The organism is Streptomyces actinomycinicus, from assembly GCF_016741775.1.
GTDB classification, from domain to species: domain Bacteria; phylum Actinomycetota; class Actinomycetes; order Streptomycetales; family Streptomycetaceae; genus Streptomyces; species Streptomyces actinomycinicus.
Map to the genome: position 1 here is coordinate 67,923 of NZ_JAERRK010000013.1, position 17,243 is coordinate 85,165.

The window sequence follows — 17,243 nt, forward strand, 5'->3', positions numbered from 1 at the left end:
GCGCCGACGGCCGCGTGCCCTCGCACGCGGCGACCACCCTGCCCGCAACAGGAGGTTCACCATGTTCCAGACCACCACCGACGCCCAGCTGACCGGCAACCCGATCGACGAGGTCATCGGCGGCACCATCCACTACGCCGCACTCACCACGGCGGCCAAGCTCGGTCTCTTCGCCACCCTGGAGGAGCGGGGCCCGCTCAGCGCCGAGGAACTCGCCGAGGCGGTCGGCGCCACGGCCGACGGCATCCGTGCCGTCGCCGACGTGGTCGCCGTGCTCGGCTGGCTGACCCTGGAGGACGGCCGCTACCGCAACGGCCCGCTCGCCGAGCGCTGGCTGGGCGAGAAGGTCGAGTACGACTTCACCCCCGCGCTGCTGTGGGCGTACGAGCTGATCAACGTCATGTGGGAGCTGCCGCAGGCCGTCCGTGACGGCAAGCCCGCCCAGTCGCTGTGGGAGCGCTGGGAGAACAACCCCGACGCCGGGCGGGACTTCTCCGAGTACATGAAGATCAAGTCGCGGCTGACGGTGGACTCCATCGTGGACGCCATCGAACTGCCCGAGGGCGCGCGCAGGCTGCTCGACCTCGGCGGCTCGCACGGCCTGCACTCCATGGCGATGTGCCGGCGCCACCCCGAGCTGACGGCGACGATCATGGACCTGGAGGAGGCGCTCGCCAACACCGGCCCGGCCGTCGAGAAGGCCGGTCTCGCCGACCGGGTCTCGCTGCGCCGGGGCAGCTTCCTCAGCGGCGACCTCGGTTCCGACTACGACGTCGTGTTCCTCTTCGAGATCGTGCACAACCACACCGACGAGGAGAACCGCGACCTGATCGCCCGCGCCGCCAAGGCGCTGCGGCCCGGCGGCAGGATCGTCGTGCTGGAGGACGTGCGCGGCGCCGAACTCGACGCGCACAACGTGGCGTTCAGCCTGGCGATGTTCGCCTGCTCGGGCGACCGCACCTACAGCTTCCCGGAGATCTCCGGGTGGCTCACGGACGCCGGTCTCGGCGGCGTCCAGCAGATCCAGCTGCCGTCCTCCGTGTCACTGGTCATAGGCACCAAGTGACGGTGGCCGGCCGAGGGGGAGGAGAAACAGCGTGCAGATCGCTCTGGCCCGCCGGTCCACCCGCCAGTGGCGGACCGCAGCGCAGCTCGCGCACCAGGTGTACGCCACGTCCTACGAGGCGGACGTGGCCCCGGACCCCGATCTCTTCATCGTCGCCGGACCCAGCGGGGAAGGGGGCGGCGACGGCGAGATCGTGGCCTGTGCCGGGCTGACCTTCGGCACCGACCGTCCCCTGTTCTCCGAGCGGTACCTCGACACCGACATCGAGAGTGCCATCGAGGCGGCCCTCGGCACCCCGGCCGACCGCAGCCGGGTGGTCGAGGTGGGCGCGCTGGCCAGTGCCCGGCGCACCGCCGGCCGGGAACTCATCCGCGTCACGCCCATCATGTCCTGGTGCCTGGGGATGGAGTACATCCTGTGCACCGCCACGCGGGGCCTGGTCACCACACTGCACCGGGTCGGGATCGCGTTCGTGCCGATCGGGCCGGCCGACCCCGGCCGGGTCCCGCCGGAGGAACTGGGCTCCTGGGGCACGTACTACGCCCACGAGCCCACCGTCGGGGTCATCCCGCTCAACTCCCTGCAGCGGCTGTTCGCCGACTCCACCGGCCGTTACACCGTCACCGAACTGCAGTTCCACATTCCCGAGTTCGAGGAAGCCGAGCATGCGACTCGTTGAACAGGCGCTCGTCCGGACGGCGGAGTCGGACCGCCCGCTGGTCGAGGTGCAGGGCCCCGGTGGCGCCACGGTCAGAACACTGAGTTACCGCGAGGTGAGCCGGCGCGCCCAGGCCCTCGCCGGCCGGCTGGGGCCCGTCGACGGGCGGGCCCCGCGGGTCGGCGTGGTCTGCGGGAACACGCCGGAGTTCGTGATCGCCGACCTCGCGCTGATCGCCGGGCGGGCGGTCGAGGTGCCGGTCCCGCTGGCCTTCTCCGCGGAACAGGCCGCGGGGCTGCTGGACGGCGTCGACCTGTGCCTGGTGGACCGGGCCGGGCAGGAGCGGCTGGAACAGTGGGGCAGACAGCGCGTTCTCGGCGCCGGCTGTCCCCTGGTGACGGTCACCGCCGACGGGCCGGTGCCCGACGTACCGCTGCACCTCGCGGATCCCCAGGACCCGCGGGCCGCGGCCGACTGGGAGTGCAAGGTCATCCACACCTCGGGCACCACCTCGCGGCCCAAGGGCGTCCGCATCCGGGCCCACGGCCTGGACGCACTGCTGACCTCACTGCGCACCGTGATGCCGGAGGGCGCGTTCACCCGCTACCTGTCGGTCGTGCCGTTCAGCCTGCTGATCGAGCAGGTCACAGGCCTGTACCTGGTCCTCCTGGACGGCGGCACCCTGGTGCTGCTCCCCGAGGACATGGCGCTGGTCGGCACCGCGGCGGCGGCACCGGCCGACGTCCTGCCCCAGGTGGCGGCGGCCCGGCCCACCGCGATGGTCGCCACCCCGGCGCTGGTCGACGCGTTCGCCGCCCGGGCGGAGGCGGCGCAGGGCGCGGGCGAGCCCGTCGCCACGGCCCTGTTCGGGACCGGCCGGGAACCGCTGATCTGCTGCGGCGGGGCGCCCGTCCATCCGGATCTGCTGCGCCGCCTGGAGGAGTACGGGCTGCCCGTGCACGAGGGCTACGGGCTGTCCGAGAACAGCTCCGTGGTCAGCTGGAACACTCCGTCGGCCCGCCGCACCGGCACGGTGGGGCGTCCGTTGCCGCACGTCGCCGTCCGTGTCGCGGACGACGGCGAGCTGCTGGTCAGCAGCAGCTCGCTGTTCGCCGGATACACCCGTAACGACCCCTCCAGCCTCGTCCTGGACGCCGACGGCTGGCTGCACACCGGTGATCTGGCCGACATCGACGCGGACGGGTTCATCAGCATCACCGGACGCAAGAAGAACGTCATCGTGACGGCCGCGGGCCGCAACGTCGCCCCCGAGTGGGTCGAGGCCCAGTACGCCCGGCTGCCGTTCGTCCGGGCGGTCGCCGTGGTCGGCGACGGGCTGACCGCGCTGCACGGCCTGTTCCTGGTCGACGGCTCCGTCGGTCCCGCCGAGGCCGAGAAGGCCGTGCGCGCCTTCGGCGAGGAACACCTGTCGGAGGTGGAACGGGTGGCGCAGCCGCACATCGTCGTCGCCTCCGAGGAGCTGTACCGCCGGTACTTCACCGTCACCGGCAGGCCCATGAGGACGGCCGTCCAGCACGACCTGGTCAACGGCACGCTGCACGCCGGCGCGGCCGACGGAGCCATCGAAGCCAACGAAGGAGCAGAAGCATGACCAGCACCGCCGAGGTCCGCCCCTACGGCGCGGCGACCGGAAAGCTCGTCCTCGCGGGCGCATCGGACTCGCTCGGCACCCTCGACCCCGCCTGGGTCACGGGGCTGCTCGCGGACGCCGGGTTCCTGCTGTTCCGTGGCTTCCGCACGGACCTGGAGGAGTTCTCGGCGTTCGTCAAGGCGCACTCCTCGCGCATCACGCTCGACCCGGCCCGCAGCTTCCACGGCGGGGAGGTGGCCCAGAAGGTCGACGCCGGCACGGCGGCCGTCGGACTGCACCTGGAGAACGGCAACAGCCCCTTCGGCCCCGACCTGACCTGGTTCTTCTGCGAGAAGGCCGCCTCCGCCGGCTCGCAGACCACCGTCTGCGACGGCTACCGCGTGTGGGACGCGTCGAGCCTGCGCGCCCGCTCCGTCTTCGGCGGCAGCCCGATCACGTACAGCCGGCGCGTGGAGGAACCCAAGTGGAAGGCCTTCGTGGCCCACCAGCTGGAGGGCCGCAAGGAACCGGCCGACATCGCCTTCGCCGACATCGAGGCCCTGGTCGGCACGGACCCGCACACGCGCCTGACGCTGGAGGAGGACGGCGCGATCCGGTACGCGTACACCACCGGCGCCGCCCACGGCACGCTGTTCGGCGCCCGGCTCGCCTGGGCCAACAGCATCTTCGGGCCGTCGTACAACTACGAGACGCCCCGGATCACCCTGCAGGACGGTGAGGAGATCCCCGCGGACCTGCGGGCCGAGCTGAAGGCCCTCACCGACGAGCTGACCGAGGACATCGACTGGCAGGACGGCGACGTCGCGCTCATCGACAACACCCGTGTGATGCACGGCCGCCGGGAGATCCTCGACACCGACCGCACCATCTACAACGCCCAGAGCTACATCCGCCGCGAGCTGGTCGACGCCGTCACCGCGGGAGGCGAGGACCGATGACCCAGGCGGTCCCCCAAGCCCTCGCCGACCCCCGGATCAGGGCCGTACTGGACGACATCGCCCGGGGCGCCCTGCACGACGACGACGTCATGCGGCGTGCCTACGACACGGTCGCCGACTGGCCGGCGCCCCCCACCCCCGAGCAGGCCGCAGAGCTGTGCGCCGAGGCCGCGCTGCCGGTCCACCCGCAGGTCGGCACGCTGCTCTACCAGCTGGTGCGGGGCGCGCGCCCGCAGCTCGTGGTCGAGTTCGGGACGTCCTTCGGCGTCTCGACGCTGTACCTGGCCGCCGGCGTGCGCGACAACGGCACCGGCCGGGTCATCGGCTCCGAACTCCATCCGGGCAAGGCCCGGCGGGCCGGCGCCCACCTGGAGCGGGCGGGCCTGCTGGACCATGTCGAGATCCGTACCGGTGACGCCCGCGAGCAGCTGTCCGAACTGCCGGGGCCGATCGGGCTGCTGCTCCTGGACGGCTGGAAGGAGCTGTACCTGCCGGTCCTCAAGGTCCTCGAACCGGCCCTGGCGGACGGTGCGCTGATCGTCTCCGACAATCTGCCGATGCTTCCGGAGGAGTTCGTCGCGTACGTCCGCGAACCCGCGAACGGGTACCTGTCCCAGCAGCTCCCGCTGGGCGACGGCGTCGAACTGACCGTACGGACCCGCCCGCGCCCGACCGGCGAAGGAGCCTGAGGACATGTCCACAACACCCCGAGGCCGGCTGTTCAACAGCGAATCGGTCACCGAAGGACACCCCGACAAGGTCGCGGACGCCGTCTCCGACGCGATCCTGGACGCACTGCTCACCGACGACCCGCGCTCGCGGGTGGCCGTCGAGACCCTGGTCACCACCGGCCAGGTGCACGTCGCGGGCGAGGTGACGACCCGCGCCTGGGCCGACATCCCCGCCATCGTGCGGGAGGTGGTGACCGGCATCGGATACGACTCCTCCGGCAAGGGCTTCGACGGTGCCTCCTGCGGCATCAACGTCTCCATCGGCTCCCAGTCCCCCGACATCGCCCAGGGCGTCGACGAGGCGTACGAGGCCCGCCGCGACGGCGGCACCGAGGACGACCTCGACCGGCAGGGCGCCGGCGACCAGGGCCTGATGTTCGGGTACGCCTGCTCGGAGACGCCCGAGCTGATGCCGCTGCCGATCACGCTCGCGCACCGGCTCGCCCGTCGCCTCACCCAGGTCCGCAAGGACGGTCTGCTGCCCTACCTGCGGCCCGACGGCAAGACCCAGGTCGCCGTCGAGTACGCCGGGCAGCGGCCCGTCCGCCTGGACACCGTGGTCGTCTCCGCGCAGCACGCCGACGGCGTCAGCCTGTCCGGGCTGCTCGAACCGGACCTGCTCGCCCATGTGGTCAAGCCGGAGCTGGAGGCCCTCGACCTGGCCACCGACGGCCTGCGCACCCTGGTGAACCCGACCGGACGGTTCGTCACCGGCGGCCCGGTCGGCGACGCGGGACTCACCGGACGCAAGATCATCGTCGACACGTACGGCGGGATGGCCCGGCACGGCGGCGGCGCCTTCTCCGGCAAGGACCCCTCCAAGGTGGACCGTTCGGCGGCGTACGCGATGCGCTGGGTGGCGAAGAACACCGTCGCCGCCGGGCTCGCCGAACGCGCCGAGATCCAGGTCGCCTACGCGATCGGCAAGGCCGCCCCGGTCGGGCTGTTCGTGGAGACCTTCGGCACGGAGACCGTCGACCCGGTGCGCATCGAGGCCGCGATCCGCGAGGTCTTCGACCTGCGCCCGGCCGCGATCATCCGTGACCTGGGGCTGCTCCGGCCGATCTACCGGCAGACCGCGGCCTACGGCCACTTCGGCCGGACCGACCTCGACCTGCCCTGGGAGCGGCTCGACCGGGCCGCCGCGCTGAAGGACGCCGCCGATGTCTGAGCCCGGCCGGCCGGAGCCCGCGCTGCGCATCGCGGTCACCGGATCCATCGCCTCCGACCACTTGATGGTCTTCCCCGGCCGGTTCACCGAGCACCTGATGGCCGACCGGCTCGACCACGTGTCACTGTCCTTCCTCGCCGACGACCTCCAGGTGCGGCACGGGGGCGTCGCCGCCAACATCACCTACGGGCTCGCCCGGCTGGGTCTGCGCCCGCTGCTCGTCGGCGCGGCCGGCCGGGACTTCTCCGAACAGCGTGCGCTGCTGGAGGCCGCGGGCGTGGACACCTCGGCGGTGCGGATCTCCGGCACCCGGCACACCGCCCGGTTCGTGTGCACCACCGACCGGGACCAGAACCAGATCGCCACGTTCTACGCCGGGGCGATGGCCGAGGCCGCCGACATCCGGCTGGAGGAGTCCTTCCCCGACGCGGACTTCGTCCTCGTCGGCCCCGACGACCCGGCCGCCATGGTCCGGCACGCCGAGGCGTGCCGCCGCCACGGCATGCCGTTCGCGGCGGACCCCTCCCAGCAGCTGGCCCGCCTCGAACCGGACGCGATCCCGGGCCTGTTCGAGGGCGCGCGGTACCTGTTCACGAACGCCTACGAGCAGGCCCTGCTGTTACAGCGCACCGGCCTGACCGGGGAGGAGGTACTGCGCCGGGTCGGCGCCTGGGTCGTCACGCTCGGTGCCGACGGCGCCCGGATCGAACGGCACGCCGCCCCCGTCGTGACCGTGCCCGCCGTCCCCGTGGCGCACGTGGCCGACCCCACGGGGGCCGGCGACGCCTTCCGGGCGGGTTTCCTCGCGGAACACGCACGCGGCCGCGACGACGCGGAGGCGGTACGGACCGGCTGCGCGCTGGCCGCCACCGCTCTGGAGTCGGTCGGCAGCCAGGACTACGAGGCGACTTACGCGGCGGTGCGGGAACGCGCCCTGGCGGGGGTGGGAGGGTGACCGGCAGCCTCCCGGGCGACGGCGGCGGCCGTGACATCACCGTCGCGTCGGCGCTGCGGCGCCCCGGGCCGTTGTTCTCGGTGGAGTTCTTCCCGCCCCGCGACGCGGCGGGCGAGAGACGGCTGTGGCGGTGCGTGCGCGAACTGGAGCCGCTCGCCCCGGCGTTCGCGTCGGTGACGTACGGCGCCGGGGGCAGTACCCGGGAGCGTACGGTGCAGACCACGGCCCGGCTGCGCGAGCAGACCACCCTGTGCACGGTGGCCCACCTGGCGGCGGTGGGCCACTCGGTCGCCGAGCTGCGGCACGCCCTGTCGTGGTACGCGGCGACCGGCGTACGCAACCTGCTGCTGGTCCGCGGCGACCCGCCCGGTGACCCCGGCGGCGAGTGGGTCGCGCACCCGCAGGGCCTCGGCCACGCCGCGGAACTGGTGGCGCTGGCCCGGACCCTCGGCGACTTCTGCGTGGGCGTGGCCGCCTTCCCGCACGGGCATCCGCGTTCGCCCGACGCCGCCTCGGACCTCGCACACCTGGTGCGCAAGATCCGGGCCGGTGCGGACTTCGCCGTGGCGCAGCTCTTCTTCGACGTGGAGGCGTTCCTGCGACTGCGGGACCGGCTCGTCGGACAGGGCTGTGACGTGCCGCTGCTGCCCGGCGTCATGCCGATGACCACCCCCAAGGTGCTGCGCAAGGCGGTCGAGCTGTCCGGTGTGCGCGGCGAGCCGGGGCAGGCGCGGGCCCTCATGCGGTACGCCGACGACCCCGCGGCGTTCCGCGCCGCCGGTCTGGACGCCGCCGTACGGCTGTGCGCGCGGCTGCTGGACGAGGGGGTCCCGGCCCTGCACTTCTATTCCCTGAACACCACGGCGGCCACCCGGCACGTCCTCGACGCCCTCGGCATCGGGACGCGGCCCACGGCGACGCCCTCCCTACGACTGGAAGCCGAGCGCGTATGACTCTCCGTCCCGCCCGCCGTTCCCTGTTCCGCGCCGGTGTCGCCGCCGTGCCGCTGCTGACGGCGACACAGCTCGCCGGGCAGGCGGCCGCCGCCCCGTCCGGCGAGCCGGCCCGGGCCCAGGCGCTCACCTGCGCCTTCGTGTCCCGGTGGACCACCGCCTACCTGGAGGCGTGGCGCACCAAGGACGACGCGGCCGCCGTACGGCTCTTCTCCCCCGACGCCGTGTACGAGGCGGTGCCCGGTGACGAGTCCCAGACCTACCGGGGCCGGGACGCGATCGGCCGGTACTGGCGTGACGTCACTTCGGGGCAGTCCGACATCGGATACCGGCAGGGCACCCCCGTCGTCACCGGTGACCGGGCGGCCGTCGAGATGTGGGTGACCCTGCGCGCCCCGGCCGCCAATCCGGACGGGGAGCACTGGATCACCCTGATCGAGACCAACGTCCTCACTTTCGGCACCGTGGGATCGGAACGGCTGTGCACCCGCAACAGCGAGTACTGGATCCTGCGCACCGGCCGTCACGAGCCTCCGCAGGGCTGGGGCCGGGCGTGAGCGGACGCCGTACCCTCATCGCCGGCGGGCACGTCCTGAGCATGGACCCCGCGATCGGGGAACTGCCCTGCGCGGACGTGCTGGTGGAGGACGGCGTCATCCGGTCCGTCGGCCCGGACGCCGGCGCCGTGGACGTCGACGAGCGGATCGACGCCCGCGGCCGCCTGGTGCTGCCGGGGTTCGTCGACACGCACCGGCACATGTGGCAGGCGGTGCTGCGCGGCTGCGGGGCCGACCAGACGCTCGGCGAGTACTTCGAGACGGTCCTCGGGGACCTGGGCCCCCGGCTCACACCGGACGACCTGTACGTCGGCAACGCGCTCAGCGCGCTGGCGGCCCTCGACGCCGGCGTGACCACGGTCCAGGACGTCTCGAACGTCGGCAAGCCCACGCCGGAGCACACCGACGCCCTCCTCGACGCCCTGGAGTCCTCGGGGGTGCGCTGTGTCTTCGCCTACGGGATGGGCCCGGGGCGGGACGCGCGCCGGGTCCGCGAGACCCGGCTCGGGACGGGTGACGCCCTGGTGACGATGGCTCTGGACGCCGACGCCGGCGGTGACGACGACGTCCGGCGGATCTGGTCCCTGGCCCGGGACCTGGCGGTCCCGGCCGCCCTGCACGTGCGGGGCGGCCGGCCGGTCTCCCGGCTGCACCGGCTCGGCGTCCTCAGGCCCGGCACCGTCTTCATCCACGGCACGGGCCTGGAGGACGGCGAGCTGCGGCTGATGCGCGACAGCGGGGCGGCGCTCTCGATCGCCCCCGCGATCGAGATGACCATGGGCCACGGTCTGCCGCCCTTCGGGGCGGCGGCCGCGGCGGGCCTGCGGCCCGGACTGAGCACGGACGTCGAAGTGGCCGCCGCGGCCGATCTGTTCGGCCCGATGCGCACGGGTTTCCAGGTGGCACGCTTCGCGGCCCTGCACGGCCTGGCACAGGGGCAGGTCGCCCTGCCCACCACCCGGGACCTGCTGGAGTACGCCACGATCGCCGGTGCGGAGGTCCTGGGCCTCGGCCGTGTGACGGGGTCGCTCACGCCGGGCAAGCAGGCGGACGTGGTCGTGCTGCGCGCCGACCGGCCCGGGGTGGCCCCGGTGTACGACGCCGTCGGGACGGTGGTCTCGGCCATGGGTCCGGGCGACGTGGAGACGGTGCTCGTGGCCGGCCGGGTGGTCAAGCGCGACGGCAGGCTGCTGCACGCGGGCCTCCCCCGCCTGCTGGAACGCGCGGCGGCGGTACGCGACCGGCTGCGGCAGCCGGCGCCGAGCAGATGAGCCCCGGCGACGGCCTGGCCGTCCCGGGGCCCGGCACGGCGAGCCGCTGAGCCCGGCTCCGGCGGCCTGACCCTGCCGGGGCCTGTCTGGCCTGGCCCTGCCTGGGGCCTGTCCTGGCCCTGCCTGGGGCCTGGCCTGGCCTGGCCCTGCCGGCGGCCTGTCCTGGTCCGGCCTGGCCTTGCCGGGGCCCGGTCCGGCCGGCTCACCGGTGGATGAGGACGCCCTCCTCGACGGCGGCGAGAGCGGCGCGCAGGTGTTCGCTCAGGGCGCGGGCGGTGGCGTCGGGCATCCGGGAGACGAGGCGGGCGTGGGCCGCGGTGGTGGCCCGCACCGCCTCTTCGGCCGTCTTGACACCCAGCGGACTGAGTTCGACCCAGCTGCTGCGCCCGTCCTCGGCGTCGGCCTCCCGGGTCACGTAGCCGGCGGCCACCAGCCGTTTGATCACGTTGCTCGTGCCTCCGGAGGACAGCAGCAGGGCGTGCGTCAGATCGGTCGGCTTGAGCCGGTACGGCGCACCGACCCGGCGCAGGGTCGCGAGCACCCCGTACTCGGCCTGGGTGAGGTGCAGCTTCTCCAGCGCGGCGGCGGCGGTCAGGTCGAAGGCCGACACCAGCAGGGCGGTGCGCTTGGCGAGTTCGAGGGGGAGACCGGCGATCTCCGGCATCTCGACGCGCCAGGCCGAGATGATCTCGTCAACGTGGTCGGGCTCCACTGGCACCGCCTTTCGTGTTGCGTGAGTTTGCTCAGCATAAAGATACTGGGCGACCGAAAAAATCCGGACTCCGACGGCAGCCTCTCCTCCCGGGCCCGGTTCACAGTTTAGCTTTCCATGTAGCTTTGCGTAATGCTTTCTTGCTAGTGTTCGATGCATGGGCATGCGACACGCACGTCGTGCATTGATGGCCACTCTTCTCCTGACCGCCCTGGGGGCCTGCGCACCCGACGGCTCCACCGGGAGCGACCGTTCCGCATCCGTACCCAGAAAGGCGACCGCCGTGCCGGATCTCCACCTGTCCGAGGCCCGCGCCGGGGACTGCTTCGCCGGCAGCGGCGCCACCGTGCACCGCCAGTCCGGTACCCCGCGCTCGCGGATCGTCACCCTGGGCTCCGGGCCCCGTGGTGTGGTCCTCGCCCCCATCTCCTGGGGCAACGCCTGCGAGTGGGCCGCCGAGGCGAAGCGCCTGGCCGCGTCCGGCTACCGCGTCGCCAGCGTCGACTGGGGCTCCGACCGGCAGAGCACGGTCCTGCAGGCCACCCGCCTGCTGCGCACCGAGGGCGCCGACCAGGTCGTCTGGGTCGGCGGCTGCATGGGGGGCAACGTGATGCTGGGTCTGGCGCCGGCGGCCGGCGCCGCCGACCGCCCGGTCGGCGTGGCGGGCATCAGCCCCCTGGCCTCGCTCGGCGGCTACACGGACTCCGCCTCGGCGGACTACGACGGCCGGCTGTTCCTGCTCGGCACCGCCGACGACCCGCTGGCCGACGCCCGCCGGCTGCGTGAGGTCGCGGCGAGCTTCCCGGGTGCCGAGGTGGTCGTCCTCCCCGGCAGGCTGCACGCCGCGGAGATCTTCGCGGGCCCGCACGCCGACCGGGCGCGCAAGGAACTGGACGCGTTCCTGGAGCGGTCGTTCGCGCACGCGACCACGTGAGACCGGCAGGCCGGTCCCGGGCAGCAGCCGGGGGGTCCGGAACCGAAGCCGGAAACGGAACCGGAAACGGAAACGGAAACGGAAAGACGAACGGCCGCAGCCCCCGCACAGTGGGCTGCGGCCGTTCTGTATCTGACCTGTCCGTGGCAGGTCAGAGCGCAAGGCCGGTGAGCACCAGCACACGCTCGTAGGTGTAGTCCTCCATCGCGTACTTCACGCCCTCGCGGCCCACACCGGACTGCTTGGCGCCGCCGTACGGCATCTGGTCGGCGCGGTAGGACGGGACGTCACCGATGACCACACCGCCGACCTCGAGGGCGCGGTGGGCGCGGAAGGCGACCTGCAGGTCGTGGGTGAACACGCCCGCCTGGAGGCCGTACTTGGACTCGTTGACCGCGGCGAACGCCTCGGCCTCGCCGTCCACCTTCTGCACGGTGAGGACCGGTCCGAAGACCTCCTCGCAGGCGAGCGTCGCGGTCGCCGGCACGTCGGTGAGGACGGTCGGCGCGTAGGAGGCGCCGTCGCGGTCGCCGCCGGTGTGCAGCGTGGCACCGGCCTCGACGGCCTCCTTGACCCACGACTCGACGCGCTTGGCGGCGTCCTCGCTGACCAGCGGGCCGACATCGGTCTTGTCGTCGCTCGGGTCACCGGTGACCTGGGCCTCGACGGCGGCGACGATGCGCGGCAGCAGCCGGTCGTACACCGACGCGTCGGCGATCACGCGCTGCACGGAGATGCAGGACTGACCGCCCTGGTAGTTGGAGAAGGTCGCGATGCGGGTCGCGGCCCAGTCCAGGTCGGCGTCGGAGGCGAAGTCGCCGAGGACGACCGCGGCCCCGTTGCCGCCCAGTTCCAGCGTGCAGTGCTTGCGCGGCACCGAGTCCATGATCGCGTAACCGACCTTCTCGGAGCCGGTGAAGGAGATGACCGGCAGGCGCTCGTCCTGGACGAGGGCGGGCATGCGGTCGTTGGAGACCGGCAGGATCGACCAGGAGCCGGCCGGCAGGTCGGTCTCGGCGAGCAGGTCACCGAGGATCAGACCGGACAGCGGGGTGGCCGGGGCCGGCTTCAGGATGATCGGGGCGCCGGCGGCGATCGCCGGGGCGACCTTGTGGGCGCACAGGTTCAGCGGGAAGTTGAACGGCGCGATGCCGAGCACGACACCCTTAGGGAAGCGACGGGTGAGCGCCAGCCGGCCCTGGCCGCCGAGGTCCGTGTCGAGCCGCTGGGCCTCGCCGCCGTTGAACCGGCGGGCCTCCTCGGCGGCGAACCTGAACACGGAGACCGCACGGCCGACCTCGCCCCGGGCCCACTTGATCGGCTTGCCGTTCTCGGCGGAGATCAGCTGGGCGATCTCCTCGGTGCGCTCGGCCAGGCGCTTGCTGACGTGGTCGAGAGCGGCGGCGCGTGCGTGCGCCGGGGTGGCGGCGAACTCGTCCCGTACGGCGTACGCGGCGGCCACGGCCTCCTCGACCTGGGCGTCGGTCGGGACGCTCACCCGGGCGACGAGCCGGCCGTCCCACGGCGAGGTGACGTCGAAGGTGTCCTCGCCGGTGACCTGGCGGCCGGCGAGCCAGAAGGCATGGGTGGAAGTCATGTGCGAGTCCCGGCCCTTCCGCGTTGGGGGTGTGCTTGGCTTTCGAGGTCCACGGTAGGGCGGGGGCGGCCGACGGTCGTTTGTCCGAGTAGTAGCAGTGGACGGACCAGGCACTACTGTTTGGACTACTGAGCCGTCGGCGGAAGCCGCCTCGGCGTCACCGGGCGGAGCCTGCCCCGAGGCTGCTCCAGGGCTGCTCCGCTACTCGGTGGAGGTCGCCTTCAGCGCGAGCCACAGCTCCATGCGCACGTCGGGATCGTCCAGGCTGCGCCCGAGGATCTCCTCCACGCGGCGCATCCGGTACCGCAGCGTGTGCCGGTGCACCCCCAGGTCGGCGGCGGCCGCGTCCCACTGCCCGTGCCGGGACAGCCACGCCCGCAGCGAGGCGACCAGGTCCCCCCGGCCCGTCGCGTCGTGCTCGTGCAGGGCCCGCAGCAGACCGTCGGCGAACGCCTTCACCGCGTCGTCCGCCAGCAGCGGCAGCACCGACCCCGCCGCCAGCTGCTCGTGCTCCACGAACACCCGCCCCCGCCGCCGCGCCACCGACAACGCCTGCTCGGCCTGCTTGTACGCCGCTGCCGCCGCTATCGGCCCGGCCGGCGCCGACAGCCCGACGATCAGCTCCTCCTCCTCGGCACGCCCCTGCTCGGGCACCGCCCGCGCCGCCTCCAGCGCCGTCGCGTACGCGGCACACGCGGCCACCGCCGCGCCCTGGTCGGCGGCCAGGACCACCAGCCGCTCCCCCTCCGGTACGACCAGCACGGCCTCGCCGGCCCGCGCCGCGGCCGACTCCACCGCCTCGGCCAGCTCGCCCAGCGGCTCGCCGGCCGTGCCGGACGGCGACTCGGCGACGATCATCCGGAAGGGGGCGTCCAGCAGGCCCCCGTACAGGTCCCCGGCGACGGCCCGGGCGTGGTCGGGCTCGCCGGCGAGGAGCATGCGCAGCACCGCCGTGCCGATCCGCTGTTCGGCGGCGTGCAGGGAGCGGGAGCGTTCGGTGGTGAGGGTGAGCAGGGCGATGGCGGAGTGGACGGCGTACCGCTCGGCCGTGCCGAGCGCGGCGGCCGTGCCCACGGCGAGCGCCGCCCGGGGGCGCCGGCCGGTGCCCAGCGAGTGCAGCTCCACGCGGTCGTCGTGGTCCGGTCCACCCACCACGGAGGAGGCGGGGGCGGAGCGCTCCCGCAGCCGCTCGACCTCCGCGGTGAGCCGGGCGGCGCGGCGGCCGGCCCACTCCGGGGCGGCGGCGACGACGGCGCCCGAGGCGTCGTACAGCGCGGCCCAGCCGTCGACCTGCGCGGCGAGCGCGGTGAGCACCCCCTCGGGGCCGGTGTTCAGGGCCTGTTTGGTCAGCTCGCGCTGGGCGGCGAAGCCTGCGGTGACCGCCCGGTACTGGTCGGCGGCGATCGCCGCGGAGACGGCCTTGCTGATGGCGAGGAACGGGGTGCGGCGGGGCACCTCGAGCAGCGGCAGCCCCTCCTCGGCGCAGGCGTCGACGAGCGCCCCGGGGATCTCCTCGTAGTTCACGCCGACGGCGAACCCGAGCCCGACCACACCCGCACCGACGAGCCGCCGCACGTAGCGCCGCATGGCCTCCGGATCCTCCGCGTCCAGCTTCAGCGCGGTGATCAGGAGCAGCTCGCCGCCCTCCATGTAGGGCACGGGATCGGCCAGCTCGCTGACGTGCGCCCAGCGGACGGGTACGTCCAGGCGGTCCTCGCCCGCGCGCACGGTCAGCTTGAGCGCGGAGTGGTGGACGAGCGAGGCGAGAGTCGGGGGCATGAGGCCTTCACGGTGAGGGGGTGATCTTTTGGCCGTCGTGTATGAACGGCCTACGCCGATTCTGCCTCACCGTACGAGCGCCCGCTGGCCCTCCTCCTCAGCCCCGCAGATCCACCAGCAGGGGCGGCGCGTGCTCCCCCTGCACGGTGGTCAACGACAGCACCGCGTGCCCCGGCGGCACCCCATGAGCCAACTCGGAAGCCGACCACCGCTCCCGCTCGACCTGCCGCACGGTGACGGCCCGGGCCGTCGGCGCATGGCCGGTGATGACCCGGCGCAGCATGTGCACGGCCTTGCCGGCCGGGGTCTCGGCGATGATCTGCCGGTCGGTGACGTCCCGGGTCTCGGTCCACTCCTTGCCCCAGACCTCGGCGAAGTCCTGCCCGTCCCAGGGGGTGAGCCCGGACAGGGCCATCCGGCAGCCGGTGGCCCCGAGCAGCGGTCCGCGCAGTGGCCGGGCCACGTCGTCCAGGGTCCGCAGCGTCAGCACCGTGCCCGCGTTGGCGCTGCGCAGCCGCTGGATGCCGCGCACGGCCTCGGGAGTGATGACACCGGTGGCGTCGTCGAGGAGCAGACAGGCGAACAGTGAGCGGTCCTCCCGTGCCGTCACGGCGGCCGTGAACTGCGCGAGCACCAGCCGGGCCAGGATCCGCGAGGCGTCGGCGTGGCCGCGCTGCGGCAGGTCGATGCGGACCCGGACCGGGTGGTCGAGGGCCCGGAGCGAGAACGGCCGGCTCTGTCCGGAGGTGTCGAAGAAGGCGGCGAACGCCGGGCGGTCGAGCAGGGCGATCCGGTCGGCTAGCACCGTGCCGACGTCGCCCGGATGGGCCATCTGACGTTCCCGGGCGTCGAGTTCGCGCAGCAGCGAGTCCTGCCCGGTGTCGGTGAGCGCCTTGCGCAACGCGGCCAGCGGGCCGGGCGCGCCGTCGAGGAGCTGCCGCAGTTCCGGTACCGAGGGGAAGCGGTCGTGGACGGCCCGGAAGGGGCCGAGCAGCTGGGCGAGGACGGTGGTCGAGCGGCGGCTGTCACTGCCCGGGTGCGGGTCGGCGAGATCACCGACGAGCGCCTCGGCGAGTATGGCGGCGGCCTCGTCGGGGTCGGTGGTGCCGCCGTAGAGGTCGAGGTCGTAGACGGATTCGGGGTGGCCGACGCGGACGACGACGTCGTAGGCCTCGGCCGGGCCGAGTCCGGCGCCGGAGGCGCCGACGACCACGGCCGAGGCACGGCCGGCCAGGGCGTGCAGGCACAGGGACTCGGCGAGCGGCCGTACGACGGCACCGGTCTTGCCGGATCCGGCGGGGCCGACGGCGAGCAGCGAGGTGCCCAGCAGGTCGGGGCCGAGGGCGAGTCCCGCGCCGCGGTAGTGGTAGGGGTTGCGGGGGTCGTCGGCGGTGGTGCCGAGCCGGACCTGGCCGGTGAGCAGATCGTGCCGGGCGTGCCGGGCGGGCAGATCGCGTTCGCCGGAGGGGTGCAGGCAGGCCGCGGCGCCGTCCTTGAGCACGGCCCCGGTGAAGGCGGCCAGGCTGTGCCGGCCGGACCGCACGCCCTGCCAGGCCCGGCTGATCCGCGCGTGGTCCACGTCCCGCATGAGCCCGGCCCGCGCCTCCGCGGCCAGCCGCTCGGCGGCCTCCTGCGCACCGGCGCGGCGCAGCTGGGGCCATGCGGCGGGGTCCTGGTCGGGGGCGGGCGGGGGTTCTTCCATGGGCGCGGCGGGACGCCAGGAGGGCGGGCCGTAGCGACGCCAGACCTCGCCCCAACGGCCGAGGCGACCGACGACGAGCAGGATCGCGAGGGCGATGACGGTGTAGTACGAGTACCAGAGGACCGCGTTGCCGACGCGGTCGTTGCCCTCACGCCAGGAGTCGGGTGTGAACAGCTCCAGCGGGATCACCCACCAGCCGCCCAGGTATCCGTTCCACAGCAGCGACCACACCAGCCAGCCCACGAGGAAGGCGATCAGCGCGCCGCTGATCAGCTGACGGGAGGGGATCTGCTCGGGCTCCTGCTCGGGCCGCGGGCGGTGCCCGAGGCGCCACACGCCGGGCGCGGCCTCCGGCCGGGAGGCCCGCAGCCAGGCGAGGAAGGTGGTGCCGTCCGGTTTCGGCGGTGCGCCGGGCGGCACGGTGGGCGCGGGCGGCGTGCCCGGTGGCAGGGTGTGGGTGTGGGGGTCGGCCGGGGGTGTCGGGTGGGGTACCGGGGACGGGTGTGTGCCGCGCGTGTCCCGCGTGCCGTCGCTGTCCATCGATCCTGCCCCCTGACCAGCCGTTCCGTCCGCCATCAGCGAGCAATCTAACGCCCCGGCAAGGGGA

15 protein-coding genes are annotated in these 17,243 nt (G+C 73.6%); 11 read left to right on the plus strand and 4 right to left on the minus strand.

Features of this window, described 5'->3' with window-relative positions:
* Nucleotides 1-61: 61 nt before the first annotated feature.
* From JK359_RS23770 to JK359_RS23815, 10 genes are read left to right on the plus strand one after another with little or no spacing between them, the layout of a single operon-like run.
* Nucleotides 62-1,066, plus strand: a complete 1,005-nt coding sequence (locus JK359_RS23770) for a methyltransferase (RefSeq protein ID WP_201839170.1) — start codon at nucleotides 62-64, stop codon at nucleotides 1,064-1,066.
* Nucleotides 1,067-1,097: 31 nt separating this feature from the next.
* Complete coding sequence (locus tag JK359_RS23775) at nucleotides 1,098-1,745, plus strand: thermostable hemolysin (RefSeq protein WP_201839172.1); 648 nt, start codon at nucleotides 1,098-1,100, stop codon at nucleotides 1,743-1,745.
* Nucleotides 1,732-3,336 (plus strand): AMP-binding protein, encoded by a 1,605-nt coding sequence (locus JK359_RS23780; RefSeq protein ID WP_201839174.1) that lies wholly within the window; start codon nucleotides 1,732-1,734, stop codon nucleotides 3,334-3,336. The genes JK359_RS23775 and JK359_RS23780 overlap by 14 nt, the downstream gene beginning before the upstream one ends.
* Nucleotides 3,333-4,274: a TauD/TfdA family dioxygenase gene (locus JK359_RS23785; protein WP_201839176.1), complete on the plus strand. Its 942-nt coding sequence runs from the start codon at nucleotides 3,333-3,335 to the stop codon at nucleotides 4,272-4,274. Before JK359_RS23780 ends, JK359_RS23785 begins: the two co-directional genes overlap by 4 nt.
* The gene (locus tag JK359_RS23790) at nucleotides 4,271-4,963 is read left to right on the plus strand and encodes an O-methyltransferase (protein ID WP_201839183.1); all 693 of its coding nucleotides are present in this window, start codon (nucleotides 4,271-4,273) and stop codon (nucleotides 4,961-4,963) included. The genes JK359_RS23785 and JK359_RS23790 overlap by 4 nt, the downstream gene beginning before the upstream one ends.
* Nucleotides 4,964-4,967: 4 nt before the next feature.
* Nucleotides 4,968-6,176, plus strand: coding sequence for a methionine adenosyltransferase (metK, locus tag JK359_RS23795; protein ID WP_201839184.1), 1,209 nt, complete (start codon nucleotides 4,968-4,970; stop codon nucleotides 6,174-6,176).
* A 22-nt stretch (nucleotides 6,177-6,198) separates the two neighbouring features.
* The gene (locus JK359_RS23800) at nucleotides 6,199-7,131 is read left to right on the plus strand and encodes a carbohydrate kinase family protein (RefSeq protein ID WP_201839579.1); all 933 of its coding nucleotides are present in this window, start codon (nucleotides 6,199-6,201) and stop codon (nucleotides 7,129-7,131) included.
* Between the two features lie 53 nt (nucleotides 7,132-7,184).
* A complete protein-coding gene (locus JK359_RS23805; RefSeq protein WP_201839581.1) occupies nucleotides 7,185-8,084 on the plus strand; it encodes a methylenetetrahydrofolate reductase in 900 nt (299 codons plus the stop codon).
* Entirely contained in the window at nucleotides 8,081-8,641 is a 561-nt protein-coding gene (locus tag JK359_RS23810; RefSeq protein ID WP_201839186.1) for a nuclear transport factor 2 family protein, read from the plus strand. The genes JK359_RS23805 and JK359_RS23810 overlap by 4 nt, the downstream gene beginning before the upstream one ends.
* On the plus strand, nucleotides 8,638-9,912 hold the full coding sequence (locus JK359_RS23815) for an amidohydrolase family protein (RefSeq protein WP_201839190.1): 1,275 nt from the start codon (nucleotides 8,638-8,640) through the stop codon (nucleotides 9,910-9,912). Before JK359_RS23810 ends, JK359_RS23815 begins: the two co-directional genes overlap by 4 nt.
* 202 nt (nucleotides 9,913-10,114) lie before the next feature.
* Here JK359_RS23815 and JK359_RS23820 read toward each other — a convergent pair whose 3' ends face one another.
* Nucleotides 10,115-10,624 carry a MarR family winged helix-turn-helix transcriptional regulator gene (locus JK359_RS23820; RefSeq protein WP_201839194.1) on the minus strand — a complete coding sequence of 170 codons (510 nt, stop codon included), beginning with the start codon at nucleotides 10,622-10,624 and terminating at the stop codon, nucleotides 10,115-10,117.
* A gap of 187 nt (nucleotides 10,625-10,811) precedes the next feature.
* Here JK359_RS23820 and JK359_RS23825 point away from each other — a divergent pair, with 187 nt between their 5' ends.
* Nucleotides 10,812-11,558 (plus strand): alpha/beta hydrolase, encoded by a 747-nt coding sequence (locus JK359_RS23825; protein WP_201839196.1) that lies wholly within the window; start codon nucleotides 10,812-10,814, stop codon nucleotides 11,556-11,558.
* A gap of 151 nt (nucleotides 11,559-11,709) precedes the next feature.
* Here the strand turns inward: JK359_RS23825 and JK359_RS23830 are convergent, their stop codons facing one another.
* The 3 genes from JK359_RS23830 to JK359_RS23840 form a co-directional block, all read right to left on the minus strand.
* A complete protein-coding gene (locus tag JK359_RS23830) occupies nucleotides 11,710-13,155 on the minus strand; it encodes an aldehyde dehydrogenase family protein (RefSeq protein ID WP_201839201.1) in 1,446 nt (481 codons plus the stop codon).
* Nucleotides 13,156-13,356: 201 nt separating this feature from the next.
* Nucleotides 13,357-14,934: a PucR family transcriptional regulator gene (locus tag JK359_RS23835; protein ID WP_201839204.1), complete on the minus strand. Its 1,578-nt coding sequence runs from the start codon at nucleotides 14,932-14,934 to the stop codon at nucleotides 13,357-13,359.
* Nucleotides 14,935-15,031: 97 nt separating this feature from the next.
* A complete protein-coding gene (locus JK359_RS23840; RefSeq protein WP_201839585.1) occupies nucleotides 15,032-17,176 on the minus strand; it encodes an ATP-binding protein in 2,145 nt (714 codons plus the stop codon).
* Nucleotides 17,177-17,243: the final 67 nt, after the last annotated feature.